We start from the raw sequence: 24,042 nt of genomic DNA, 5'->3' as shown, positions 1-24,042 counted from the left end.
CACTATTTCCCGCGCCAGGGGTTGGCAGTTCAGGATTTGCGCCCAGATATCCAGTGAATTTTGGCCACGCGGAATAAAAGGAACTCGTACATGAGCTTTGACTATGATCTGTTCGTCATCGGAGGCGGCTCGGGCGGAGTTCGCGCGGCACGGGTGGCGGCGGGTGAAATCGGCGCCAAGGTGGCTCTGGCGGAAGAGGATCGTTACGGCGGAACCTGCGTGATCCGTGGCTGTGTACCCAAGAAGCTGATGGTTTTCGCCAGCGAGTTCGCGGATACGGTCGGGGACGCGCAGGCTTATGGCTGGGACATGCAGCCGGGTGCGTTCAACTGGAACACTTTCAAAGTTAAGCTGCACGCAGAGCTCGATCGGTTGGAAGGTATCTACCGCAATATCCTGAAGAACAATGGTGTCGAGAGTTTCGACCAGCGCGCCCATGTCGTTGATCCGCATACGGTTGAACTGGCTGATGGTACCCGGAAGACGGCCAAGCATATTCTTGTCGCAACGGGCGGTCGCCCGGTTGTACCCGAGTTCCCCGGATCTGATCTTGCGATCACCTCGAATGAGATTTTCCACCTGGAGGAACTGCCCGAATCCATGCTGATCGTTGGCGGTGGCTATATCGCTTGTGAATTTGCCGGGATCATGAATGGGATGGGGGTCAAAACGACTCAGTTCTATCGCGGGGCGCAAATTCTGCGGGGCTTTGATGATGAGGCGCGCGGGCTGATCAATGAAGAGATGTGCCAGAACGGGATCGACCTGCATCTGGGTACCAACGTGCTTGAGATGAAAAAGCAAGGCGACAAAATCTGGGTGAAGGCCACAAATGGCTCCGAGCAGCTGTTCGACGTTGTGATGTATGCCACGGGTCGCGCGCCGAATGCGGATGATCTGGGGCTAGAGGCTTTGGGCGTCGCGCGCGGTCGCAAGGGTGAGATCATCGTGGATGAGTACAGCCAGACAGGCGTGCCCTCGATATTTGCCATTGGTGATGTAACCGATCGGGTGAACCTGACCCCTGTGGCGATCCGCGAAGGCATGGCCTTTGTCGAGACCGTCTTTAAAGGCAACCCAACGCCCGTTGATCACGAACTGATCCCGACCGCCATCTTTACCCAGCCGGAAATGGGTACTGTGGGCCTCAGCGAGGAAGCGGCTGCGGAACAGGAACCGATCGAGGTTTATGCGACCTCATTCAAGCCGATGCAGAAGGCGTTTGCCGGAGGCACACAGCGCGTGCTGATGAAGCTGATCGTGTCGCAAGAGACGCGGAAAATACTCGGCTGTCACATCGTTGCGCCGGGCGCGGGTGAGATGATCCAACTTGCCGGAATTGCCGTAAAGATGGGTGCCACCAAAGAAGATTTCGACCGTACGGTTGCAGTTCATCCGGTGATGGCCGAAGAACTGGTGACAATGCGGCAACCTGTGCGCACGGCTTGATTTGCAAGCGCGCGCACACACGTTACAAGGGAACCCGTGATCACACGGTCCAACACAAGGGAAAAGATACATATGGCGGGCAACAGCGGCGGCCCCTGGGGGGGCGGAGGCTCATCCGGAGGCGGAGGAAATCGGGGTAACAACGGGGACGGGCGCAAGCCCCCCGAAGGTGACGGCCCGCAGATCCCCGAGATCGATGAGCTGATGAAAAAGGGCCAGGAACAGCTGCGCGTCCTGATGGGCGGTCGTGGCGGCGGTGGCCGTGGTACAAATGGTTCGGGCGGCGGCGGTGGCCCCGCGTTTACCAAAGGGACCGTTGCGATCGGTCTGTTGGTTGCGGCAGGTCTGTGGGGGCTAGCAAGCTTTTATACAGTCAAACCCGAAGAACAATCTGTCGAACTGTTTCTGGGTGAGTTCTCGGCTGTCGGAAATCCGGGTCTGAACTTTGCGCCTTGGCCGTTTGTGACCGCCGAGGTCATTCCGGTCACCCGCGAACAGAACGAAGACATGGGCGGTGCCCGTGGCAGCGACGATGGTCTGATGCTGACCGGCGACGAGAATGTGGTCGATATCGACTATCAGGTTGTCTGGAACATCAATGACCCGGCGAAATTCCTGTTCAACCTGCGTGATCCGCGCCAGACAATCCGCGCCGTGTCTGAATCGGCGATGCGCGAGATTATTGCGCAGAGCGAACTTGCGCCGATCCTGAACCGGGATCGCGGTATCATTGCTGATCGCCTGCAGGAACTGATCCAAGAGACAATGGACAGCTACGATTCGGGTGTAAACATCGTTCGTGTGAACTTTGACAAGGCTGATCCACCGCAGGACGTGATTGCCGCGTTCCGCGACGTTCAGGCCGCCGCGCAGGAGCGTGACAGGTTGCAGAACGTCGCTGACGCCTATGCCAATCGCGTTCTCGCTGAGGCGCGTGGTGAAGCCGCGCAGGTACTGGAAGAGGCTGAAGCTTATCGTGCCCAGCAGATCAACGGTGCACAGGGTGAAGCCAGCCGCTTTAGCGCGGTTTTGGAGGAATATTCCAAAGCACCTGATGTGACCCGCAAACGTCTGTATCTGGAACGCATGGAGCAGGTGCTGGGTGATGTGGACAAGATCATTCTGGATGAAAACTCGACAGGATCGGGGCAGGGCGTTGTGCCTTATCTGCCGCTCAACGAGTTGCGCCGTAACCCTGCAGGGGAGAGCAACTGATGCGTAAGACAACGTTTATTCTGCCGATCATCTTTCTTGCGATAGTCGGTGTTCTGTCCTCGATCTTCATCGTGGACGAGCGTGAACGCGCTCTGGTTCTGCAATTTGGTCGCGTTGTTGCGGTTAAGGAAGATCCGGGGCTGGCATTCAAAATCCCGCTGATTCAGGAAGTGGTGCGGTATGACGACCGTATCCTGTCGATTGACGTTCAGCCGCTGGAAGTGACGCCTCTAGACGATCGTCGTCTGGTGGTCGATGCCTTCGCACGCTACCGGATTTCTGATCTGGAACAGTTCCGTCAGGCCGTTGGTGTCGGCGGTATCCCGGTTGCCGAGGATCGTCTGGACCGCATTCTGCGCGCGGAAACCCGCGAAGTACTGGGTTCGGTTTCGTCCCGTGACATCCTCAGCTCGGATCGTGCCGCGCTGATGCTGCGTATCCGCAACAGCGCGATTGCACAGGCACGTGCGCTGGGCGTGAACGTAATCGACGTGCGTCTGAAGGCGACCGATCTGCCGCAGGCCAACCTTGAGGCGACGTTTGACCGGATGAAGGCGGAACGTGAACGTGAAGCGACCGACGAACGCGCTCGCGGTAACGAAGCCGCGCAGCGTGTGCGCGCGCAGGCCGATCGGACCGTGGTTGAACTGGTCTCGGACGCCAACCGTGAGGCCGAGATCATTCGCGGTGAGGCCGATGCCGAACGCAACGCGATCTTCGCCGAAGCCTATGGTGCCGATCCGGAATTCTTTGAATTCTACCGGTCGCTCACTGCTTACGAGAACGCTCTGCAAGGCAGCAACAGCTCGTTGATCCTGAGCCCGGACTCGGAGTTCTTCAACTACCTTGCTTCTCCGACCGGGCGTCGGGCACCGGCAGCTGCGGCCGCTGAGTGATGGGCATGATCCTTCTGGCCTTCGGGCTGGTACTGATTGTCGAGGGGCTGGCCTATGCGCTGGCCCCTTCGCTTATAGAACGCATGCTTGAGGCGCTGCGCGCGTTGCCGGAACAGGCGCGGCGGCTGGTCGGGCTGCTTTGTGTGGTCAGTGGGCTGGTGCTGCTGTGGGGCGCATATCAGGTCGGTTTTTGATGCGATGGTTTCACGCACCGGTGATTTCCCCGCGATCCCGAGTTGCGGGCCGGGACAAACTGACTACATTGGTTGCAAAGAAGGGCATCCGGGTGATGCCAACAGAGAATTAGTCAACAAGGAGACCCCAAGTGCAGGCTAAGGCGCGCAGTGTGTCCGTCCGACGGGACGATTTTGTTATGAAGATGCGGCTGATGTGGCTGATCTTAGTGGGGGTGCTGCTGGTTTTGGCTCAATCGGTGTCCGCGCAGGCGCGGGGTGATAGCCTGGCGCCGCTGGCTGAACAGATTAGCCCTGCGGTAGTCAATATCACCACGTCGACACTGATCGAAGGCCAGACTGGCCCGCAAGGGATCGTGCCAGAGGGCTCACCATTCGAAGACTTTTTCCGAGAGTTTCAGGATCGCAATGGCGGGGACAATGAAAATCGTCCACGTCGCAGCAATGCGCTGGGCTCGGGCTTCGTGATCTCGGAAGACGGCTATATCGTCACCAACAATCACGTGATTGCCGAAGCCGATGAGATATTGGTCGAGTTTTTTCCCGGTGATGGTCAGCCCGCGAAAGATTTGGTTGCCAAGGTAATCGGCCGGGACGAAAAGACCGACATCGCGCTGCTGAAAGTCGAGGCGGAAGGGCCGCTGAAATACGTGCAGTTCGGTGACAGCGACATTGCCCGCGTGGGCGATTGGGTGATCGCGATGGGCAACCCGCTGGGGCAGGGCTTTTCGGTGTCAGCAGGGATTATCTCGGCCCGGAATCGGGCGCTGAGCGGGTCATATGATGACTACATCCAGACCGATGCTGCGATCAATCGGGGCAACTCGGGTGGGCCGCTGTTCAACATGAATGGCGAGGTGATCGGCGTAAATACTGCGATCCTGTCGCCCAATGGCGGCTCGATCGGGATTGGTTTCTCGATGGCTTCGAACGTGGTGATCAAGGTCGTTGATCAACTGCGTGAGTTCGGGGAGACCCGCCGCGGTTGGCTGGGCGTGCGCATTCAGGACGTGACCGAGGATATGGCCGAGGCGATGGGGCTGGACAAACCCGGAGGTGCGTTGATCAGCGATGTACCGGACGGCCCGGCAAAAGAAGCGGGCCTGCTGGCCGGAGACGTGATCATCAGCTTTGATGGCGTCGAGGTCGAGGATACACGCGGCCTTGTGCGGCAGGTGGGAGAGACCACCGTTGGCAAATCCGTGCGTGTGGTCGTGCACCGTGATGGAGGCACCCAGACCGTGCTGGTGACGCTGGGCCGCCGCGAAGACGCCGAACGTGCCGAGAACGGCGAAGAGCCGGAAGCCGAAACGCCGACGGAGGAAGACAAGGATATTCTTGGCCTGACCATCGCTCCGCTGGGGGATAGCCAGCGCGAGGAATTGGGTCTGGATGCCGACGCCGAAGGATTGTTGGTGACCAATGTTGATGAATCCTCGGAAGCCTTTGAAAAGGGTCTGCGCGCCGGTGATCTTATCACTGAGGCGGGGCAGCAGAAGGTGACTTCGATCACTGATCTGGAGACGCGGATGGATGAGGCGCGTGAAGCAGGACGCAAATCTCTGTTGCTGCTGGTGCGGCGGGGCGGGGAACCCCGGTTCGTAGCGCTGAGCCTAGAATAATAAACTCAGCGAACAGATCTGAAATTAGAAGGTCGGGATATTTTCCCGGCCTTTTTCATACTTTGTAAAGAAAAAAGCCATATGCCGGGGAAGGCATATGGCTCTGTACAGGGAGAGGTCGGTGGACAGATATCGGGGATGATAAAACCGACCTCCTACGGTAACGGGATTGACCTTAGGGCAATCTTAAAGCTGCGTATGTGAAGCGGATCACATCTGTGCCGAAAATTTAGATTAAATCGGATTCGGCCAGTTGCCGCAGCGCGTCAAAGTCGTGGATCTGCAGCCCGCCGCGCGAAGCTTCGACGACATTGTCGCGTTTCCATGTCGAAATGGTCTTTGACACTGCCTCACGCGTCGCACCGACAAATTCGGCCAATTCGCTCTGCGAAAGCGTGATACGTGCCGTTGGGCTGTCCTGTTGTCCTGCCAGGTGCAAAAGCTTGCGCGCCAGTCGGATCGGCATCGGCAGGAATACCTGCTCGTTCAATTGAGCGCCCATATAGCGCATGCGAAGACCGGCCAAGCGGATCAGATCCACCGCAAGGTCAGGGTGTTCCCGGATCTGCGCCATCATGTCTTTCTGGCGAACGCGCAGGACTTTGGAGGGCTCAGCTGCTGTTACGGTTGCGGTGCGGGGACCGCTGTCGAACAACGCGATTTCCCCGAACACCTCACCTGGGCGCATCATGCTGAGAGACAGCTTGCGCCCGCTCGACGCAAGAAATGACACTTCGAGCGCACCGGAAAGAATGGCATAGAGCGCATCGCCTTCATCGTCCTGCTCGAACAGGACATCGCCCCGATCCAATGTGACTTCGGTGGCCTGGGCTGCCAGCATGGTGCGCAGCTCTTCAGAGGCTTCGGACAGGAATCCACTGTTGGGAAATGCCATCATTCGGGCGCTGATCTCCGGGGTTGAGTGGTGCGGGTGGTGACCCAACTTTTCACAGCTTCAAGCTTAAGCCAAGAAATTTTGTTAGCTTGTTACGCTTGGGCAAGAACAGTTATTGCTTGTCGGGATCATCCATATAGCTTTGCAGCAGGTTGAACTGCATCATCAGAAACGCCATCAAGGCAATGGGAAAGCCGAAGGTTTCGATCTTGACCCATAGGTCCGTTGACATCGTGCGCCAGACCAATTCATTGGCTGCGGCCAGTACCGCGAAACAGGCACACAGACGCCGGGTGAGGATCATCCAGCCCTCGTGCTGCATGGGTAGCATCTCGTCCAGAACATATGCCAGGTAGGATTTCCCCTGCAAAAGCCCGATCCCGAGGATGGCGGAAAAGAAGCCATAGACCAGCGTTGTTTTCATCTTGAAAAACCGCTCGTCATTGAACCACGCGGTGAGGCCGCCGAAGAAAATCACCATGAATGCGGTGAAAATCTGCATCCGGCTGAGTTTGCCAGTCAGGTACCAGAGGATGCCCATGGCAGCCAGCATCAGCGGCACGAACAGGATGGTGGCGACGATGAACCCAGAATACTCGGTGCCGCCGATCACGAAATTGTCATCACGCAGGCGCAGGTAGATGAAGAAGAAGGCCAGTGGGGGGCCAAGTTCCAGTACCTGTTTGAGGAATGGGTTGATGTCTTTTTTCTCTGCCATGATTCCAACCTGCTGCTTACCCGCCCATTTCAACTATTACTGCGCCGAGTGCAATCAATGCCATCAACGCAATGCGTCTGGGGCCGACAGTTTCTTTCAGCACCAGCCAGCCGATGAGTGCTGCGAAAACGGTGGAGGTTTCGCGCAGGACCGCCGCCTCTCCGACCTTGTCCAGTCGCGTGGCGAGCATGATGGCACCGAAGGACATCGGCGCAATGATGCCGCCCGCGAACCCGCGAAGCATCAGAGGTCCAAGCGCAGGGCGGTGGATCATTGCGCGGTATCTGAGCGCAGCATAGATAGGCATCGCGGCCCCGTCGATCATGAAGAACCACGCAAGGAAGGTGAACGGGTCGGCCGTAGCGCGGATACCGTAGGCATCATAGGTCGTATAGAGCGCCACGAAGAGGCCCGTGACGACCGCCAGCACCAGCGCGATTTGCAGCGTATCTCGATTGGTCTCAAGGTAGCGCAGGTTATAGGCGGCAAGGCCAAAGATGCCCGCGAGAAGCGTCGCTACTCCTAGCCATTGGATGGCCGAGAAGGTTTCACCGAACAAAAGATAAGCTCCGATCACGGTGAAGAGCGGGCCAGTACCGCGCACGACCGGATAGACAACGGTATAGGAGCCTTTGGTGTAGGCCATCGCCTGCAGCACCTTATAGCCGATATGGATCAGCCAAACGACGCCAAAGATCGGCCACATGTATGGTTCGGGCCATGGCACGATAAAGAAGGCGAATGGCATCGCCATAAGGCAGTAGCAGGCATCGATCGCCCCGCGCGACATCCACGGGTCGTGGCGGCCTTTTTGCAGTGCACCGAAAACCGCATGCAGGAAGGCCGCCATCAGCGCGAGCGCGAGGGCGAGTTGGTGGCCTGCTTCGGTGCCTTCGAGGGAGATCAGCCAGTCGCTCAAATCGGGGCTTTCGCTTGGGCGGAGAGAGTGGGGGGCTGTCTGCCCCCCAAGCCCCCCGAAGGTATTTTCGGCCAGATGAAGGGGCGGATCAGGATTGTAGGCCCGTCAGGGCGGCGGCGAATTCTTCGGGATCAAACGGGGCGAGGTCGTCGATTTGCTCACCGACACCAATGGCGTGGATCGGAAGGCCGAACTTGTCGGCGAGGGCGACCAGCACGCCGCCTTTGGCTGTGCCGTCCAGTTTGGTCATCACGAGGCCCGAGACATCGGCCAGTTTGCGGAAGGTTTCGACCTGACTGAGGGCGTTTTGCCCGGTGGTGGCGTCCAGCACCAGCAGAGTGTTGTGCGGTGCGGTGTCGTCAACCTTGCGGATGACGCGGACGATTTTGGCCAGCTCTTCCATCAGATCGGCGCGGTTTTGCAGGCGGCCTGCGGTGTCGATCATCAGAAGGTCAGCACCTTCGCTCTGGGCCTTGGTCAGTGCATCGAAGGCGAGCGAGGCAGGGTCGGACCCTTCGGGTGCCGTCAGTACGGGCACGCCTGCGCGGTCACCCCAGACCTGCAGCTGTTCGACGGCGGCAGCGCGGAATGTGTCTCCGGCGGCGATGACGACTTTCTTGCCGGCGGCTTTGAACTGGCTGGCAAGCTTACCGATTGTCGTAGTTTTGCCCGAACCGTTGACGCCAACAACCAGCACCACTTGCGGGCGTTTGGGGTAGATCGGCATGGGTTTAGCCACGGGTTCCATCACGCGGGCAACCTCCTGCGCCAGCAGCTGTTTGATTTCCTGGGTCGAGAGTTTGCGACCAAAGCGGCCCTCGGCCATGTTGGACGTAACGCGCAAGGCAGTGTCGACGCCCATATCCGAGGCGATCAGAAGCTCTTCGAGTTGCTCCAGCATGTCGTCGTCCAGCGTGCGGCGGACAACGGTCTTGGATTCATTTCGGCCGAACAGGCGACCCATCAAACCCTTGGATTCTGGAACCTCTGGGGGTGGAGGCGCCGGTGTGGGATCAGCCGGGATCGGAGCGGGAGGCTCGACCGGTTGGGGCGCGGGCGTGGGTTCCGGCACTTCGGGAACCGGTTGCGGTTCGGGCTCAGGTTCGGGGATCACCGGATCAGGATTTGGGGTTTCCTCGCCGCCATCCTCGACAATTGCATCCAGCCCCTCTTCGAGGCGCGATGAGGATTTGAACAGCTTGTCCTTGAGCTTTGAGAAAAACGCCATTTTTGATCTCCGCAGGTGTTCCCCTCACCTAATGTGGATTGAAGGCAGTTGCAAAGGGTCAGGTGAAGGCGATCAGAAACCCGGCTTGGGCCGCCCAATAAAGCGGCCAGACCAGATAGGACGCAAGCTTCAGGGCCGGGTGATTGGCAGGTAGCAGGAACTTTTCAGTCGCAAGCGCCAGGTCCGAGGCGATGAATGCCATCGCGGCGGGAAGGGCCCAGCGTAAGGCTCCAGTTTCGGGAAGGGCAAGAACGGTGATGCCCATGCCCAGGATGATTGGAATATAGGCGAGGACGGGGATTTTGAGGTCTCCGGCGCGGGGGGTGAGCAGCGTGGCCATAACGATGCCCAGGATGATCAGGGACCAGAAGATCGCGGGGTGGTCGAAGATCTGTTCAGGGTTGCTGCTGGGGCTCGTCAAAAATAAGGCGATATAGGCCAAATGCCCCGCAGCAAATGCACCGATGCCTGCCATGAATGTGCTGTCGGTTTCGCGTGACAGAAGGGCATCGCCTATCGCGCAGAAGGTAAGGGCGAGGATCAGGAGCCATGGCGCGCTTGCCAGTATGGCGACGCCTGCCAGCAGCACGACCGATGCTGTTTTCAGCATGCTACGCAGGGTGCCGGCCGGGCGCGCGGTAAGTGGCAGGTAGGTCAGCGCGCAGGCCGCCGCAATCCAGAAAAGAAGTGTCGTCATGGTGCGTCCCCGATGTTTTTGAGGCAATCATCGCCATGATCTCGGCCGTGCATCAAGGCGTGACGTGGAGTTATCTTGCCGATCGTCGCGATGTGGAAAGGTTGAATGGCACTTGTGGGCAGCTTCTGACACAGTGTGGCCATGATCCGAACTTGCTTGATTCTACTGACCCTTGCCTCACAGCCCGTTGCGGCGCAGTCGCCTCTGACAGGGCCTGAGTTTGATGCGTATACGCGTGGAAAAACCTTGTATTACGGGTTCGATGGGCAGGCCTACGGAGTCGAACGGTATCTGCCAGACCGCCGAGTCATCTGGTCATTTCTGGATGGCAATTGCATGAACGGAGTTTGGTACGAGCAGGAAGATCAGATCTGTTTCATCTATGAGGATCAATTGGCGCCGCAATGCTGGGTGTTCTGGCAATCCGGGGGCGGATTGATCGCGCAATTCGAGGGCGATCCGACAGCGACCGAGTTGTACGAGGCCGAGGATATTGGCGAAGAGATGTTGTGCTACGGACCGGATGTCGGGGTCTGAAATGGTCGCAGGTCTTCATAGTCCAGCATGACGTGATGTTGAAACGCGGGCCTTTCGGTTAGCCGTTCATAGTATCGACGCAAATGCGGTAACGGAGCGCGGACGATGTCGATATCGTAGTAGCGGTAAAGGACGTGGCCGAGCTGTATATCCGCCAGTGTAAAACGCTCACCCGCAAGGAACGTGTTTTGGTCCAGCTCCATGTCCGCGATTGCCAGCTTTATTTCCAAATCGCTGACGGCCCGATGGATCGCTGTTTGGTCCTGCTGTTCAACGGGTGTTCGCACAATTTGCCAGAACACCGGAACGGTGAACGCCATCGCCACGTTGAGTTTCGCCCATTCGGCCCATTTGTCGATTGTGGCGCGCCGGGTAGGATCTGAAGGCCAGAATGCCTGATCGCCATATTGGGTGGCCAGATATCGCAGGATGGCGCCGGTTTCCCAAAGCGGTAGGTTGTCGCCATCTTGCAGGACGGGGATGGTTTTGTTTGGGTTCAGTGCCCGAAACGCTGCAGTGTCCAGCCCGCCGAAGCGATGGCCAAGATCGTGACGCTGGTATTCTAGGCCAAGCTCACCCACGCACCACATTAGGGCCTGAACGTTCGAGGATGTTTTACGGCCCCAGATCGTCAACATCGGTCAGAACAACGATCCCTGATCAGGAGGTGCCTGTTTGGATTTCTTGGGTGGCGCCTTGCCCGCAGCCCCGGTGCTGAGGCGACCGTCAGCGAATTCGATCTCAAGAACAGCGTGACCGGAGGCTTGAGCTTTGGTTGTGATGACCTCTCCTTCGGCGCGCACGACGGCGTAGCCACGCCCAAGCGTCGCTTTGTAGCTCAGCGTTTCGCGCAGGCGATCGGTGGCCTCCATCTGCTGGCGGAGGCGGTCCAGCCGTGTGGATTGCGCGGCGTTCAGGCGATCGGTCAGTCGGTTGAGGGTATCGCGCCGTGTTTCCAGCTCGCGCTGGATCGGGCGCATTGACAGGCGCGAGGACAGGTTGCGCCAGCGGTCGCGGCGGGTTTCGACAAAACTGCGCAGGGTCGAGGGGCGCAGACGCGCCGCACTGTCCAGCAGCTTGACGCGGCGGTTTTGAACACCCCGGATCAGCGCGTTAGGCAGGCGTTCCGAGATTTGGTCGAGCCTTTGGCGCGGGCTTTCCAGCAGTGTATCGGGGCGGGGCAGGGCTCGGGACAGGTCGCGCAGCCGTTGACTGCGGCGTTGTACGGCATCTGTTGCCGCGCGCGACAGGCGGGCACCTTGTTCGTTGGTCCAAGCCAGCAGTTCCATGCGGACCGGTACGGCAAGTTCGGCAGCGGCGGTTGGCGTAGGCGCGCGGCGGTCCGAGACATAGTCGATCAGGGTGGTGTCCGTCTCGTGCCCGACGGCCGAGATCAGCGGGATTTCTGAGGCTGCAGTCGCGCGCGCGACGCTTTCTTCGTTGAAGCCCCAGAGGTCTTCTATGGACCCACCGCCGCGCGCGACGATAATCAGGTTGGGTCGCGGGAGGGCCCCGCCCGGTGTGAGTTGATTGAAGCCTTCGATGGCGCGGGTCACTTCGGGGGCACAGTTTGCCCCCTGAACCGCGACGGGCCAGATCAGTACTTTGCGCGGGAACCGATCGCGCAGCCGATGCAAGATGTCTCGGATCACCGCACCGGAGGGCGAAGTGACAACGCCGATGATCTGCGGCAAGTAGGGCAGGGGTTTCTTGCGTTCAGCCGCAAACAAGCCTTCGGATTCGAGCTGCTTTTTGCGCTTTTCCAGCAATGCCATCAGCGCGCCTTGCCCGGCGACGGCGACTTCATCGACATTCAGGTTGTATTTCGACTGGGCTCCAAAAGCTGTCAGGCGCCCGGTGACGACAACCTCGAGGCCTTCTTCGGGAACAACTGAAAGACCAGAAATCTGCCCTTTCCAAGTTGTGCAGGCCAGCACGTTCCGGTCGTCCTTTATGTCGTAATACAGATGACCCGAACGGGCCTTGAACACGCGGCCCACTTCTCCACGCACACGGATTCGGCCAAAGGTGCCCTCGAGCGTGCGCTTCACCTCGCCTGAGATGTCCGAGACAGTGTATTCGGGGGTGTTCTGACCCGGAATCGGGTCATCTAGCAGGTCGGACATTTCAGCGCCTTGTGTCAAATCTCTGCGCAGCTTAGAACGCCGCGCAGGCAAGGCCAAGCAGATCGGAGCGTTTCATGAATATCCTCATTCTCGGCAGCGGTGGACGCGAGCACAGTCTGGCTTGGGCGGTGATGCAAAACCCCAAATGTGATCGCCTGATTGTGGCGCCGGGGAATGCCGGGATCGCCCAGATCGCAGAGTGCGCGGCGGTGGACATTGAGAATGGCGGTGCTGTGGTCAACTTTGCCGAGGAAAACGCGATTGATTTCGTGATCGTTGGCCCCGAAGCGCCTTTGGCCGCAGGGGTCGCTGACCGGCTGCGCGAAGCGGGTGTGCTGGTTTTCGGGCCCTCGGCAGAAGCGGCGCGGTTGGAGGCCTCAAAAAGTTTCACCAAGGAAATCTGTGACGCATCCGGCGCGCCGACGGCGGCTTATGCCCGGTTCGCCGAGGCTGAGCCCGCCAAGGAATACATCCGTGCGCAGGGGACCCCGATCGTGGTCAAGGCCGATGGGCTGGCTGCCGGGAAGGGCGTGATCGTTGCGATGGACGAGCAAACCGCCCTGAACGCGATTGACGACATGTTCGGCGGAGCCTTTGGTGGCGCGGGGGCCGAAGTGGTGATCGAGGAGTTCATGGAGGGCGAGGAGGCGTCTCTGTTCGTGCTCTGTGACGGAGAGGATATCCTGTCGATCGGCACAGCGCAGGATCACAAGCGCGTCGGCGAGGGCGATACCGGGCTGAACACTGGGGGGATGGGCGCCTATTCTCCGGCCCCGGTGCTGAGCGCCGAGATCGAGGCCCTTGCGATGGATCAGATCGTGCGCCCGACGGTGGCCGAGATGAAGCGGCGCGGGACACCGTTTCAGGGTGTGCTCTACGCCGGTTTGATGATCAAGGATGGTCAGCCCAGGTTGGTGGAGTACAACGTGCGGTTCGGAGATCCCGAATGTCAGGTACTGATGATGCGCCTTGGCGCTCAGGCCATGGACCTGATGCACGCGGCGGCCGAGGGTCGCTTGGCTGAGACGCGGGTGAACTGGGCCGACGATCACGCCATCACGGTCGTGATGGCGGCAAAGGGGTATCCTGGTTCTTATGAAAAAGGCACTGTGATCAACGGCCTGGGTGATCTGGCCGAGGATAGTAGCAACATGGTATTCCACGCGGGGACAAAAGCGGCTGAAGGCAAGGTTCAGGCCGCGGGTGGCCGCGTTCTGAATGTGACTGCGCGTGGGGAAACGCTGAAAGACGCACGCGACCGGGCGTATGACATGGTTGAAGGTGTTGATTGGCCTGAAGGGTTCTTCCGTCGCGACATCGGCTGGCGCGCGCTTTAACTCAGTAGTCGGGCTGCGCCCGGCTTGATGATTTCGGGGCGAGGGGCCAGCCCCTCGCGCTCCCCGAGGTATTTATGGCCAGATGAAGATCTGATCAGCACTTTAGTGCGTTGGCCAGATCTTTGAGACTGTTGAGTGGTCCGAGGTCTTTTTGTCGCCAGCCTTTGCTGTACGAGACGCCTATGATCCGCGACCAGTCGGCGCTGGCGAGGATCAGCTCAGGGTGCGTTTCGCATTGGCGCAGACCGCCTGAAATAAAATCTTCTCCGATCCTGTGATTGGTAAGGCCAGGGATTGTGGCGATTTCAATGAGTTCACCGTCTTTGTAACGCCAGATGCGCAGAGTTTTCGCAAGGTGTGGGCGGTCGACATAGGCGATCTCGACATGACCATCACCGTCCAGATCGGCGGCACCGATGGGGGCGAGCCAGCGGTTGCGCGTGCCGATATGGGGGGTGGCGGCGATTTTTTGACCATTGACGTCATAGATCGCCAGTTGAGCACCCGTATGCTGCTGGGTCTCTACAACGATGACTTCGGGCAACCCGTCCTGATCGATATCGGCCAGGCGTGGGGCAAGATCTTCGAATACGCGGTCTTCGGGCAGACGTATTGTAACGGTCGAGCGTTTGGAGCTATCGGCTTTTCGCTTTGCCGCCGAGGAAATACTTGTTCCGACGTCGATTTCCAAAGCACCGTATTCGACGGCGTCGCCAAGCACCCCATGGGCGTAGCGTGTTGTTGGTTCCGTGAAGCGAGCAGATACTTTGGTTTCGCCGCTGGCTGCGGGCATATTCCCCGTTAGCCAAATGCAAACCATCAGAACAGCGCCGCGCGCCCGACGGTGCCAAAGGCGGTTGGGCTGGCGCGGCGCATCAGAGTGCATCAGATCTGCTTTTCGGGCATCTGCACAACCAGACCATCCAGCGCGTCGGTGACCTTGATCTGGCAGGTCAGGCGCGAGCGGGTCGGGTCGGGTTCATAGGCGAAGTCCAGCATGTCTTCTTCCATGTCGTCCTTGGCGGGGATTCTCTCGACCCAGTCAGGATGAATATAGACGTGGCAGGTCGAGCAGGCGCAGGCGCCGCCGCAATCGGCCTCGATGCCGGGGATGTTGTTGTCGCGGGCCCCTTCCATGACCGTCAGCCCGTTGGCGACGTCGACTGTATGTTCGGTACCGCTGTGCTCGACATAGGTGATCTTTGCCATTGCTTGCGTCTTCCTTTTGCATGTGTCGGAGTCTTCATTAGTGAAGGGCGCTTGGTCTTTCCAGCATCATCTGCATCTCATGATGCCACGTCTGGACATTCCTGTAGGTTGTTCCCTATATGTTCTCACGCTTGTTGCCTCTATTTTCCCTGCGGATTCAAACTGGGACTGTCCATGCCCACCTGCTTGCCTGCCCATTATCCGGCTGAACAATCCGTCATAGAGGGCGCTGATGGCAGTGGCCGGGTTGTGATCCCGTGGCAAAGGCCTGGGACGACCAAGTTGTGAATTTGTCAAGCTGGAGGATGAGATGGACATCGTAAATGTGTTGGTCTGGAGCGAGATCTGCGAACGCTTCCGCCGTACCTTGAACTCGGGACGCCTACTAAGGATCACGAGCCGGATGCAGCTGGTGAGTTTGGTGACCCATATGATCGCGCATATCTAGGGCAAGCAATATGCTTTGATGCAGGGGCAGGAGGAACAGGCTAGCGGCAAACAGGGCCCTTGCCGCGGCGAGCAGTATCTAAATGAAAATGCCCTTTATGATTGTGGTCCGCGTCGGGGCCAAGCACCGTTCCGAACAATCCGCATGCACCTGCGTGAAGTTCGCGCATAACGTCGCTTGACCCTTCGTCGCCCCAGCCGTCAAGCACGGTAATCACGGTGCCATCCATCAATATGAAGGACGAAATATCAATCGCGCGCCCTCGTGCATGTTCTGAAATCCGTGCGCGCGGTTGATTGTTCTGTGTCTTGCACGCATAATGACCAGCCAAACGTATTCCTTTCAGGCCGCCTCCTTGGTCCGCAAAGGCCGGTTTGGCCGTATTCTCCAACCATGTCTTCAGCGTAATGGCCGTCTTGCAATCCATCAGTGCCAACTGGCTGAGAAAGATGTTAGACACCATGCGGATAAGCACTGGATCGGCTATGCCGCACTCCCGAAACTTACCTGTAAAAGGCTTTCGGTTCTCGCCGAGTATGGTCCAGTCGCCACATACCGCGCCGCGTTGACGCATACGATCTCGCCCGATTTCAATCTGACGAAATTTGCAGGGGCGCAGTCGTGGTCTGGCGGAAACCGTCAACTCTCGTTTAGGAGGCCCATCGACGGCTTCTTCTATGATCACGTCTAGTTCAACGGGCGGTTCAAGGGCGACAAGTTCGTGAGGTTGCGCCTGCGCGGGTTCCTCGCAATCCGGTGCGGCACTTGCAATACCCGCGCATACGATAAACGAAAGGGCTAAAACTCGCATGAAGTTACTCGTTCCCTTGCAGGTCCGATCAATTGCATCCTTATCTTTCTCGGTGCCCCTGCGTTGGGCGCATCGGATGGGGCTGAATAATATCCTATTTCTGTTCAAGATGACAGTATAGCAGCGAAGTCCTACTGCTTGAACAAATTGCTTTGCGCCTGCTTGTCCCGGTTATCGCCACGCAACTCCGCATGTAGTGCGCGACCTGCCTCAACGCCGGGACGAGCGCTCATCATGTCCAGCCAGCGGGTAAAATGCGGTTTATCCTCCAGCACTTGTTGCTGGCCTTCCCATAGGCTCGCCCAGCCCCAGATCGACATATCGGCAATGGAGTAAAAATCGCCCGCGACGTATTCGTTTTCGACCAGCCTCCGGTCGAGAACGCCGTAGAGACGCCCGACCTCACTGCGATAGCGATCTTTCGGATAGGGATGGTCTTGTGGCGGGTCCAGATGTGGGGCGTATTTAAGGAAGTGATGCGCTTGGCCGGCCATCGGACCAACGCCGCCCATTTGCCACATCAACCATTCCTCGACTGCGATCCTGTCACGTTCGGAATTGCCGTAGAATCGCCCGGTCTTGCGGGCGAGGTACATCAGGATCGCGCCGCTTTCGAAGACCGAAACAGGCGCGCCGTCAGGGCCGTCCGGGTCGACGATGGCGGGCATACGGTTGTTAGGCGAGATCTTTAGAAACTCGGGATCGAACTGGTCGCCCTTGCCGATGTTGATCAGGTGGGTTTTGTAGGGCAGCTCCATCTCTTCCAGAGCGATGGACACTTTCCAGCCGTTGGGCGTGGGCCAGAAATAGAGTTCAATCATGGGGCCTCCTTGAGTTTGGGCGATCATGAAGCTTTCTGCACAAACGGCAAGAGCGCGCCTGGCCGTGTTACGAAAGCGTGACCGGTGATCAGTCGGGCTTGACGTGTTCCGGGGCGGGGCGTAAACGCATCTTCATTCATGTGGCGATTTGTTACCGGATTGCGGGCCACGTTAAACAACACCGCTAAAAGGTCAGGATGAAAGACCCCTTTCGCTTGGCCGCGTCTGGGGTTTTTTGTTTGCCTCCAATGCGGGGCTGAAAGGAATGAGATGAGCGAGAGCTGGAACAAACGCACCCAAGCCGTCCATGGCGGCATCCGTCGCAGTCAGTACAATGAGGTTTCTGAGTCGATCTTTCTGACGCAGGGGTTTGTCTACGATAACGCCGAGCAGGCCGAGGCCCGGTTTATTGAAAGCGGCCCGGATGAGTTCATCTATGCCCGCTACGGCAACCCCACCGTGTCGATGTTCGAGCAGCGTATCGCAGCTTTGGAAGGCGGCGAGGATGCGTTTGCCACCGCTTCAGGTATGGCCGCTGTGAACGGTGCGCTGACTTCGATGCTGCGGGCGGGCGACCATGTGGTTTCAGCCAAGGCGCTTTTTGGGTCCTGTCTGTATATCCTTGAAAACATCCTGACGCGTTATGGCGTTGAGGTGACCTTTGTAGACGGCACCGATCTGGACGCGTGGGAGGTCGCGATCCGGCCTGACACCAAGGCAGTGTTTTTTGAATCCATGTCGAACCCGACGCTTGAAGTGATCGACATCACGTCCGTGTCTAAGCTGGCCCATGCGGTGGGTGCGGTTGTAATCGTGGACAACGTGTTCTCGACACCCGTGTTCTCGCGCGCGATCGAACAGGGAGCCGACGTGGTGGTCTATTCGGCGACCAAGCATATCGACGGGCAGGGCCGGGCGCTGGGCGGCGTGATCATCGGCACTAAGGAATTCATCCGTGGCACGGTCGAGCCTTACATGAAGCACACCGGCGGTGCGCTTAGCCCGTTCAGCGCTTGGATCATGGTCAAAGGTCTTGAAACTATGGCCCTGCGCGTAAACGCGCAAGCCGACAGCGCGCAGAAGATTGCAGAAGCTTTAGAAGGGCATTCTGCATTGGAGCGGACTCTGTATCCCGGGCTGAGAACCCATGCGCAAAACGCGTTGGTGCAAGAGCAGCTGGGCGGCAAGGGCGGTACGGTTCTATCGCTGGACATCAAGGGCGGCAAAGCGGCGGCGTTTGCTTTCCTGAATGCGCTGACGATCCCTGTGATCTCGAACAATCTGGGCGATGCCAAGTCGATCGCAACGCACCCGGCCACCACAACGCACCAGCGTCTGAGTGACGAACAACGCGATGAGTTGGGTATCACGCCGGGCCTGATCCGCCTTTCGGTTGGGCTTGAGGATGCCGGTGATTTGCTGGCGGATATCCAGCGCGCGCTAGACGTATCTCAGGGCTAGTGATGCGCCGGGAATGCACCATCAGGCGGATGTGATCCGCCTGATCCGGCGCATTTGGTTGTAAAATGACGATTTCTTGCCTCGAATTTCGATCCGGACTGCTATTCCGCGCGTATCGTTCAGGACTGGTAATTAAACCTCGGTGGTATATAACCGTCGGCCTAGCAAGGGATCCGTGCCAATGAACATTCATCCGCGCGACATCAACGAGACACCCGATCACGATCAGGCCGCAGCAGCGCTCAAGGTGCTGCGCGAATGGGCGAAATCAGCCTCGGCGGCCGAGATCAGTCAACTGGACCCGGCCATTGCGCAGCTTGTCCCGGGGCTGTTGCCGTCAAACTATCCGGCCCTGTCGCGCGAATATCCCCACGAGTTCGAGGCGGATGCAGCCTATAAGGCCACATTGCCGGATCTGCAAAACGGTCCGTCCAGCCTGATCCGGGGTTCGAAGCAGCAGATCCAGCATGTCGGCATCTCGAATTTCCGCCTGCCGATCCGGTTCCATCGCAAAAGTGGTGCCGAGCTGACACTTGAGACCTCGGTCACCGGGTCTGTCAGCCTTGAGGCCGAGAAGAAGGGCATCAACATGTCTCGGATCATGCGGTCCTTCTACAAGCACGCCGAGCGCACCTTTAGTTTTGAGGTGATGGAGGCAGCGCTGAACGACTATCTGACTGATCTGGATAGTTTGGATGCGCGCATACAGATGCGGTTTTCCTATCCCGATCGGATTGAGAGCCTGCGTTCGGGCTTGTCCGGATACCAGTATTACGACATCGCGCTGGAACTGGTTGATCAAGGCGGAGAACGTCTGAAGATTATGCATCTGGACTATGTCTATTCGTCCACATGCCCCTGTTCATTGGAACTGAGCGAACACGCGCGCGCAACCCGCGGGCAGCTGGCGACGCCGCATTCCCAGCGCTCGGTGGCGCGGATTTCGGTGGTTATCGATTGCAACGCCGATTGTCTGTGGTTCGAAGATCTGATCGCGCTGTGCCGCCGCGCGGTGCCAACCGAAACTCAGGTGATGGTCAAGCGCGAAGATGAACAGGCCTTTGCCGAACTGAACGCTGCCAATCCCATATTCGTGGAAGATGCCGCGCGTCTGTTCTGCGCCGAGCTGCAGGCCGATCATCATGTCGGCGATTTCCGTGTGATCGCCAGCCATCAGGAAAGCCTGCACAGCCATGATGCGGTCTCGATTCTGACCGAAGGTCCAACCTTCGAATCCGCGAGCCTAGACCCGCGTTTGTTCACGACGCTGTTTCATGTGGGCTGATTGACCCCGCGGAAGCTGCTGGAAAAACAGTCAAAAATCCTGCATGGGCGCTTTTTTGCCGCAATGCAGCAGGAAATGCTGCATCTGCACCCTGAATTGCGCTAGATTGTCCCCGAGTGCAGCTGCTGCGCATCCGTAAAAACCGGGTCGCGCAGCCCGAAAGGAAACCGGGACGTGCAACGCCTTGGACCGCCAACCTGCAAATCCGCCCGGACGATTGGGGCGGGCGGGGTCCTTTACTCATCTACCCGCTGCCTCGGTTTTATCAGGAGAGACATGCAATGAATCCGATTACTCAACCACTTGAGTTTCAGGCAGCCGCCATCCGGATGGCCGGTTACGCAATGGCCAGTCAGATGGAGATCATGCAGATCATGACCCGCGCGGCTTTTGATCTGCCGATGACACCTCTGCACGGACTGAAGACAGCCGAGGCACCCGCACCGGTTGCCCGCGAAGTGGCGACACCAGCAACGCGAAAGCCAGCCAGACCGGCTGCAAAAGCCAAGGTTGCAGTAAAGCCTAAAGAGGCGCCGAAACCCAAAGCAGCACCAAAGCCGAAGGCGGCGGCTAAGCCTGCGGTGGCACCTGCGCCGAAAGCGGCGGCTCCTAAGGTTGCGGCCCCTGCACCCAAGGCGGCCCCGGTAGCCAAACCGGCTGTGAAAGCAGCACCGGCGAAGGCCAAAGTACCTGCAAAACCCGCCTCGAAAGCGGCCAAGCCAGTATCAACGGCGGCCAAGCCGGTTGCGGAGTTCAAATCTTCCGCACAGGCCAAGGCACGACCGGCAGCCACAGCGCCAAAAGCATCGGCAAACACGGCAAAAGCTGCGACCAAGGCACCTGCGGTGGCTAAGCCCGCCCCAGCCAAGCCCGCCCCGGCAAAAGCTGCGCCTCTGGCCACAGCGGCTCCGAAACCTGCCGCTGCAAAACCTGCGACGAAGAAACCCGCAGCTGCGTCGGCTGAGCAGGCCAAACCGGCACCGCGTCGTGCACGCGCCCCGTCGAAGCCACCCGCGATGCCGGGCGTTGAGATAAAATCCGACAGTTAACACGGATCATCTGCTTGACACCGTCGGGCTGGCGCGCCAACGCTGCCCGTCATGATGGATCTTCGCCCGGTCGGATATGTGATTGGCCTGCTGGTCGCCATTCTAGGGGCGACCATGCTGCTGCCCATGCTTGTCGACATGATCGAGGGGCGGGGCGAGTGGCATGTTTTCTTTGAAAGCGCGGTCATCACACTGCTGACCGGCAGTGTTCTTGCGATGAGTTGTTCCAACGGGGTGGGCGAAGGTCTGACCATCCGTCAGACCTTTTTGCTGACCTCGGGTGTCTGGGTGGCGTTGCCGGTTTTTGGCGCAATTCCGTTTCTGTTCGGCGAAACTGAACTGCGTTTCGTCGATGCCTATTTCGAGGCGATGTCGGGGCTGACCACCACAGGTTCAACCGTGATCTCGGGGCTCGACGAATTGCCACAGGGCTTGTTGCTCTGGCGGGGCGTTTTGCAATGGTTGGGGGGCATCGGAATCATCGTCGTGGCGATGGTGTTCCTACCCGAGCTGCGCGTTGGTGGGATGCAGATCTTCCGCTCGGAAGGGTTTGAAACCATGGGGAAAATTCTGCCCCGCGCGCAAGAGATCGCCGGGCAGATTTCCTTGATCTACGTATTTCTGACGGTGGTCTGCGCATTGGTCTATGCCGGTTTCGGCATGAGCTTTTTTGACGCCGTCGTACATGCCATGACCACAATCGCGACGGGCGGGTTTTCAAACTATGACAGTTCTTTCGCCCGGTTTTCGGGACCTCTGGAATATGCCGCTGCCATCTTCATGATCCTCGCGGCGCTGCCATTTGTGCGGTATGTGCAATTGGCCAATGGTCACACAAGCTCGTTGTGGAAAGACAGCCAGATTCGGGCGTTTCTGGCAACCATCGTGGTTCTGGTTGTGATTATGTCGATCTTCCTGACTTCGGTCTTTCCGCACCATTGGGAGCAGGCGTTCCGCGAGTCGCTGTTCAACATCACATCGATCATTTCGGGCACCGGGTACGCGAGTGTCGACTATATGGGCTGGGGCAGTTTTCCGGTCATGTTGTTCTTCCTGATCGGATTGATTGGCGGTTGCGCGGGGTCCACCGCGTGTTCGATCAAGGTGTTCCGCTATCAATTGCTGTTTGCGTCGATTAAAACCCAGCTCAGCCGAATTCGTTCGCCGCATGGTGTGTTCGTGCCGCGCTATGATGGACGACCGATCAGTCGCGACGTGCTGACCTCGGTCATGAGTTTCTTCATGTTCTTTGCACTATCGATGGGGGTTCTGTCGTGGGCGCTGGCCCTGACTGGGTTGGACTTTATCACCTCGGTATCGGGGGCCGCGACGGCACTGGCTAATGTGGGGCCGGGACTGGGGGAACAGATCGGGCCAGCAGGCAACTTTGCGGGGCTGAATGACGGTGCCAAGTGGCTGCTGACGATTGGGATGCTGGTCGGACGCCTTGAACTGCTGGCTGTCTACGCAATCTTTACCGTTCAATTCTGGAGAGGCTAATGAAACGACCCCTTGGGGCGCAGATCTCGCACATGCTTAAGGATCGTGGCGTTGACGTGATCTTTGGCATACCGGGCGTGCATAATCAGGAGATGTATCGCGGTATCGAAGAGGCCGGGATCACGCATGTTCTGGCCCGGCACGAGCAGGGGGCCGGTTTCATGGCCGATGGATATGCCCGCGCGTCTGGCAAGCCAGGGGTGGCCTATGTGATCACCGGACCGGGCCTGTGCAACATCATGACGCCGATGGGGCAGGCTTATTCGGATTCAGTGCCGATGCTGGTGTTGTCTTCTTGCCTCGAAGAGACACAAGCACTGCGTGGCCAATTGCATCAGATGAAGGATCAGCGCGCTGCGGCCGAGACAGTTACAGACTGGTCCTGTCAGGCGAACAATGCCCAGGCTGCCTATGGTCTGATCGAGCGCGCCTTCGAAGAGTTTGAGCTGTCGCGCCCGCGACCGAAACACATTCAGGTACCCATCGCGCAATTGGAGGCCGAGGCAGCGCCTGCGCCTTTTCCAAACCAGCCTGCCTTGCGCAACCAGACTGTTCCACCGGATGTGGCACCGGTTCTGTCGCTGCTGAATATCGCGCAGCGGCCTTTGTTCATATTAGGCGGCGGGTGCCGGTCTAACCTTTGGCGACAGATCCTGACCCAGTTGGGGGCGGCGTGCTTCACGACCTATGCCGGTCGCGGGCTGGCCGGGTCCGATTATCCGCTGGATTTCGGATCGATGCTGCCACGACCGGGCAGCGCCAAAGTAATTGCCTCGGCTGATCTTGTCGTTGTTGTCGGTGCTGAACTGGGCGAGGTTGATCTGTGGCGCCATGATCTGGGCCACAACGCAACCATGGTACGTGTTGATCTGGACCCGCAAGTGCTGTCAGACCACCATCGTGCGGCTGTCAAACTGCAGGCAGATGGTGAGAGTTTTGCGCATGCGCTGTGGGCAGTGTCCGATCAGGTAAAACCAGCCGCTGGTTGGTCTGCGGACGAGGTGCGCGAGGCGCGCGCGCGCTGGCGGGCCGAGGTGGATGCCGAGCGCCCGGGCATTGTCCCCGTGGTCGATGCACTCAGGGCGGCCATGCCCTTGGATACGATGATTTATTCGGACATGACCCAATTCGCGTATGTCGCGAAAGAAGTCTGGGACATGGGCTTTCCTTATCATTGGCACCACCCGACTGGATTTGCCACGCTGGGGTACGCCCTGCCAGCCGGGATCGGTGGTGCAGTAGCACGGCGGGGCAAACCCACAGCGGTCATCGCGGGTGACTATGGTTTTCACTACACAATGCAAGAGCTTGGGGTTGCTGTCGAACTCGGCCTGCCGCTACCCATCATTCTGTGGGACAATGGTAAACTCAAAGAGATTGAAGAGAGCATGGTGCGCGGACAGATCGCGCCTAATGCGGTGATCGCGCGAAACCCGGATTTCTGCAAACTGGCCGAGGCGTTCGGGGCGCTGTCAGCTGCACCGAAGACGCGGGATGAGATGCAGGCCGCAGTGCGCGCCGCCTTTCAGGCCGAGGTTCCCACATTGATACGGGTCACACCGGATATCCTGTAAACCTATGAAAAAAGGCGTGCACCTTCGTGCAGCGCCTTTTCCCTGAACCTG

Annotated in this window: 24 protein-coding genes and 1 riboswitch; of the genes, 13 read left to right on the top strand and 11 right to left on the bottom strand. The window is 58.7% G+C overall.

Features of this window, described 5'->3' with window-relative positions:
• Positions 1-90: 90 nt before the first annotated feature.
• The 5 genes from gor to ACR0MJ_RS07235 all read left to right on the top strand — a co-directional run bounded on the left by gor (position 91) and on the right by ACR0MJ_RS07235 (position 5,376).
• On the top strand, positions 91-1,449 hold the full coding sequence (gene gor, locus ACR0MJ_RS07255; RefSeq protein ID WP_480760171.1) for a glutathione-disulfide reductase: 1,359 nt from the start codon (positions 91-93) through the stop codon (positions 1,447-1,449).
• A gap of 72 nt (positions 1,450-1,521) precedes the next feature.
• Positions 1,522-2,664, top strand: a complete 1,143-nt coding sequence (gene hflK, locus ACR0MJ_RS07250; RefSeq protein WP_170393723.1) for an FtsH protease activity modulator HflK — start codon at positions 1,522-1,524, stop codon at positions 2,662-2,664.
• Complete coding sequence (gene hflC / locus ACR0MJ_RS07245) at positions 2,664-3,560, top strand: protease modulator HflC (protein WP_170393556.1); 897 nt, start codon at positions 2,664-2,666, stop codon at positions 3,558-3,560. The genes hflK and hflC overlap by 1 nt, the downstream gene beginning before the upstream one ends.
• Positions 3,560-3,754 (top strand): DUF2065 domain-containing protein, encoded by a 195-nt coding sequence (locus ACR0MJ_RS07240; RefSeq protein ID WP_170393554.1) that lies wholly within the window; start codon positions 3,560-3,562, stop codon positions 3,752-3,754. Before hflC ends, ACR0MJ_RS07240 begins: the two co-directional genes overlap by 1 nt.
• Positions 3,755-3,933: 179 nt before the next feature.
• Positions 3,934-5,376: a Do family serine endopeptidase gene (locus tag ACR0MJ_RS07235; RefSeq protein WP_480760313.1), complete on the top strand. Its 1,443-nt coding sequence runs from the start codon at positions 3,934-3,936 to the stop codon at positions 5,374-5,376.
• Positions 5,377-5,605: 229 nt separating this feature from the next.
• Here ACR0MJ_RS07235 and ACR0MJ_RS07230 read toward each other — a convergent pair whose 3' ends face one another.
• From ACR0MJ_RS07230 to ACR0MJ_RS07210, 5 genes are all read right to left on the bottom strand, one after another.
• Entirely contained in the window at positions 5,606-6,274 is a 669-nt protein-coding gene (locus ACR0MJ_RS07230) for a Crp/Fnr family transcriptional regulator (RefSeq protein ID WP_170393550.1), read from the bottom strand.
• Between the two features lie 109 nt (positions 6,275-6,383).
• Positions 6,384-6,989, bottom strand: coding sequence for an inner membrane-spanning protein YciB (locus ACR0MJ_RS07225; RefSeq protein WP_170393548.1), 606 nt, complete (start codon positions 6,987-6,989; stop codon positions 6,384-6,386).
• Positions 6,990-7,005: 16 nt separating this feature from the next.
• Positions 7,006-7,908, bottom strand: coding sequence for a DMT family transporter (locus ACR0MJ_RS07220; protein WP_170393546.1), 903 nt, complete (start codon positions 7,906-7,908; stop codon positions 7,006-7,008).
• Positions 7,909-7,996: 88 nt separating this feature from the next.
• Complete coding sequence (ftsY, locus tag ACR0MJ_RS07215) at positions 7,997-9,136, bottom strand: signal recognition particle-docking protein FtsY (protein WP_170421053.1); 1,140 nt, start codon at positions 9,134-9,136, stop codon at positions 7,997-7,999.
• Between the two features lie 58 nt (positions 9,137-9,194).
• Complete coding sequence (locus ACR0MJ_RS07210) at positions 9,195-9,833, bottom strand: lysoplasmalogenase (protein WP_170635539.1); 639 nt, start codon at positions 9,831-9,833, stop codon at positions 9,195-9,197.
• A 141-nt stretch (positions 9,834-9,974) separates the two neighbouring features.
• Between ACR0MJ_RS07210 and ACR0MJ_RS07205 the strand changes: the two genes are divergently transcribed.
• Positions 9,975-10,370 carry a hypothetical protein gene (locus tag ACR0MJ_RS07205; RefSeq protein WP_480753698.1) on the top strand — a complete coding sequence of 132 codons (396 nt, stop codon included), beginning with the start codon at positions 9,975-9,977 and terminating at the stop codon, positions 10,368-10,370.
• Here ACR0MJ_RS07205 and ACR0MJ_RS07200 read toward each other — a convergent pair.
• A complete protein-coding gene (locus tag ACR0MJ_RS07200) occupies positions 10,346-11,008 on the bottom strand; it encodes a glutathione S-transferase family protein (RefSeq protein WP_480760168.1) in 663 nt (220 codons plus the stop codon). The two genes, ACR0MJ_RS07205 and ACR0MJ_RS07200, sit on opposite strands and share 25 nt — an antisense overlap.
• A 3-nt stretch (positions 11,009-11,011) precedes the next feature.
• Positions 11,012-12,496, bottom strand: coding sequence for an exodeoxyribonuclease VII large subunit (gene xseA / locus ACR0MJ_RS07195; protein WP_480760164.1), 1,485 nt, complete (start codon positions 12,494-12,496; stop codon positions 11,012-11,014).
• A gap of 74 nt (positions 12,497-12,570) precedes the next feature.
• On the opposite strand from xseA, the gene purD reads away from it, so the two are divergent.
• A complete protein-coding gene (gene purD / locus ACR0MJ_RS07190) occupies positions 12,571-13,833 on the top strand; it encodes a phosphoribosylamine--glycine ligase (protein WP_480561771.1) in 1,263 nt (420 codons plus the stop codon).
• Positions 13,834-13,927: 94 nt separating this feature from the next.
• On the opposite strand, the gene ACR0MJ_RS07185 is transcribed toward purD, so the two are convergent.
• Together ACR0MJ_RS07185 and ACR0MJ_RS07180 are read right to left on the bottom strand one after the other, a co-directional pair.
• Positions 13,928-14,719 (bottom strand): FG-GAP repeat domain-containing protein, encoded by a 792-nt coding sequence (locus tag ACR0MJ_RS07185; protein ID WP_480760159.1) that lies wholly within the window; start codon positions 14,717-14,719, stop codon positions 13,928-13,930.
• Positions 14,719-15,042 carry a 2Fe-2S iron-sulfur cluster-binding protein gene (locus ACR0MJ_RS07180; RefSeq protein ID WP_170404961.1) on the bottom strand — a complete coding sequence of 108 codons (324 nt, stop codon included), beginning with the start codon at positions 15,040-15,042 and terminating at the stop codon, positions 14,719-14,721. Before ACR0MJ_RS07180 ends, ACR0MJ_RS07185 begins: the two co-directional genes overlap by 1 nt.
• 310 nt (positions 15,043-15,352) lie before the next feature.
• On the opposite strand from ACR0MJ_RS07180, the gene ACR0MJ_RS07175 reads away from it, so the two are divergent.
• Entirely contained in the window at positions 15,353-15,490 is a 138-nt protein-coding gene (locus ACR0MJ_RS07175) for an error-prone DNA polymerase family protein (RefSeq protein WP_170404964.1), read from the top strand.
• A gap of 40 nt (positions 15,491-15,530) precedes the next feature.
• Here the strand turns inward: ACR0MJ_RS07175 and ACR0MJ_RS07170 are convergent, their stop codons facing one another.
• Both ACR0MJ_RS07170 and ACR0MJ_RS07165 read right to left on the bottom strand, forming a co-directional pair.
• Positions 15,531-16,301 carry an extensin family protein gene (locus ACR0MJ_RS07170; RefSeq protein WP_170404967.1) on the bottom strand — a complete coding sequence of 257 codons (771 nt, stop codon included), beginning with the start codon at positions 16,299-16,301 and terminating at the stop codon, positions 15,531-15,533.
• Between the two features lie 131 nt (positions 16,302-16,432).
• On the bottom strand, positions 16,433-17,122 hold the full coding sequence (locus tag ACR0MJ_RS07165) for a glutathione S-transferase N-terminal domain-containing protein (protein ID WP_480760154.1): 690 nt from the start codon (positions 17,120-17,122) through the stop codon (positions 16,433-16,435).
• Positions 17,123-17,252: 130 nt separating this feature from the next.
• Positions 17,253-17,330: riboswitch (SAM riboswitch) on the top strand.
• Positions 17,331-17,392: 62 nt separating this feature from the next.
• Here ACR0MJ_RS07165 and metZ point away from each other — a divergent pair.
• From metZ to ACR0MJ_RS07140, 5 genes are all read left to right on the top strand, one after another.
• A complete protein-coding gene (metZ, locus tag ACR0MJ_RS07160; RefSeq protein WP_170421071.1) occupies positions 17,393-18,583 on the top strand; it encodes an O-succinylhomoserine sulfhydrylase in 1,191 nt (396 codons plus the stop codon).
• 181 nt (positions 18,584-18,764) lie between these two features.
• Positions 18,765-19,868 (top strand): GTP cyclohydrolase FolE2, encoded by a 1,104-nt coding sequence (gene folE2 / locus ACR0MJ_RS07155; RefSeq protein WP_170563343.1) that lies wholly within the window; start codon positions 18,765-18,767, stop codon positions 19,866-19,868.
• Between the two features lie 281 nt (positions 19,869-20,149).
• A complete protein-coding gene (locus ACR0MJ_RS07150) occupies positions 20,150-20,917 on the top strand; it encodes a hypothetical protein (RefSeq protein WP_170510603.1) in 768 nt (255 codons plus the stop codon).
• Between the two features lie 51 nt (positions 20,918-20,968).
• The gene (locus ACR0MJ_RS07145; RefSeq protein ID WP_170393516.1) at positions 20,969-22,417 is read left to right on the top strand and encodes a TrkH family potassium uptake protein; all 1,449 of its coding nucleotides are present in this window, start codon (positions 20,969-20,971) and stop codon (positions 22,415-22,417) included.
• A complete protein-coding gene (locus ACR0MJ_RS07140) occupies positions 22,417-23,991 on the top strand; it encodes a thiamine pyrophosphate-binding protein (RefSeq protein WP_480760148.1) in 1,575 nt (524 codons plus the stop codon). Before ACR0MJ_RS07145 ends, ACR0MJ_RS07140 begins: the two co-directional genes overlap by 1 nt.
• The last annotated feature ends 51 nt before the right edge of the window (positions 23,992-24,042 follow it).

It is taken from the genome of Ruegeria sp. C6 (assembly GCF_056537625.1).
Note: the sequence above shows the minus strand (reverse complement) of the source record. Positions and strands in the feature narration are given on the sequence as shown.

Coding starts and splice junctions, on each gene's coding strand:
- ACR0MJ_RS07150 (WP_170510603.1), top strand. CDS start 20,150: ATGAATCCGATTACTCAACCACTTGAGTTTCAGGCAGCCGCCATCCGG.
- ACR0MJ_RS07145 (WP_170393516.1), top strand. CDS start 20,969: ATGATGGATCTTCGCCCGGTCGGATATGTGATTGGCCTGCTGGTCGCC.
- hflK (WP_170393723.1), top strand. CDS start 1,522: ATGGCGGGCAACAGCGGCGGCCCCTGGGGGGGCGGAGGCTCATCCGGA.
- ACR0MJ_RS07175 (WP_170404964.1), top strand. CDS start 15,353: ATGGACATCGTAAATGTGTTGGTCTGGAGCGAGATCTGCGAACGCTTC.
- ACR0MJ_RS07235 (WP_480760313.1), top strand. CDS start 3,934: ATGAAGATGCGGCTGATGTGGCTGATCTTAGTGGGGGTGCTGCTGGTT.
- ACR0MJ_RS07230 (WP_170393550.1), bottom strand. CDS start 6,274: ATGATGGCATTTCCCAACAGTGGATTCCTGTCCGAAGCCTCTGAAGAG.
- ACR0MJ_RS07170 (WP_170404967.1), bottom strand. CDS start 16,301: ATGCGAGTTTTAGCCCTTTCGTTTATCGTATGCGCGGGTATTGCAAGT.
- ACR0MJ_RS07205 (WP_480753698.1), top strand. CDS start 9,975: ATGATCCGAACTTGCTTGATTCTACTGACCCTTGCCTCACAGCCCGTT.
- purD (WP_480561771.1), top strand. CDS start 12,571: ATGAATATCCTCATTCTCGGCAGCGGTGGACGCGAGCACAGTCTGGCT.
- gor (WP_480760171.1), top strand. CDS start 91: ATGAGCTTTGACTATGATCTGTTCGTCATCGGAGGCGGCTCGGGCGGA.
- hflC (WP_170393556.1), top strand. CDS start 2,664: ATGCGTAAGACAACGTTTATTCTGCCGATCATCTTTCTTGCGATAGTC.
- ACR0MJ_RS07165 (WP_480760154.1), bottom strand. CDS start 17,122: ATGATTGAACTCTATTTCTGGCCCACGCCCAACGGCTGGAAAGTGTCC.
- folE2 (WP_170563343.1), top strand. CDS start 18,765: ATGAACATTCATCCGCGCGACATCAACGAGACACCCGATCACGATCAG.
- metZ (WP_170421071.1), top strand. CDS start 17,393: ATGAGCGAGAGCTGGAACAAACGCACCCAAGCCGTCCATGGCGGCATC.
- ACR0MJ_RS07200 (WP_480760168.1), bottom strand. CDS start 11,008: ATGTTGACGATCTGGGGCCGTAAAACATCCTCGAACGTTCAGGCCCTA.
- ACR0MJ_RS07140 (WP_480760148.1), top strand. CDS start 22,417: ATGAAACGACCCCTTGGGGCGCAGATCTCGCACATGCTTAAGGATCGT.
- ACR0MJ_RS07180 (WP_170404961.1), bottom strand. CDS start 15,042: ATGGCAAAGATCACCTATGTCGAGCACAGCGGTACCGAACATACAGTC.
- ftsY (WP_170421053.1), bottom strand. CDS start 9,136: ATGGCGTTTTTCTCAAAGCTCAAGGACAAGCTGTTCAAATCCTCATCG.
- ACR0MJ_RS07210 (WP_170635539.1), bottom strand. CDS start 9,833: ATGACGACACTTCTTTTCTGGATTGCGGCGGCCTGCGCGCTGACCTAC.
- ACR0MJ_RS07185 (WP_480760159.1), bottom strand. CDS start 14,719: ATGCACTCTGATGCGCCGCGCCAGCCCAACCGCCTTTGGCACCGTCGG.
- ACR0MJ_RS07240 (WP_170393554.1), top strand. CDS start 3,560: ATGGGCATGATCCTTCTGGCCTTCGGGCTGGTACTGATTGTCGAGGGG.
- ACR0MJ_RS07225 (WP_170393548.1), bottom strand. CDS start 6,989: ATGGCAGAGAAAAAAGACATCAACCCATTCCTCAAACAGGTACTGGAA.
- xseA (WP_480760164.1), bottom strand. CDS start 12,496: ATGTCCGACCTGCTAGATGACCCGATTCCGGGTCAGAACACCCCCGAA.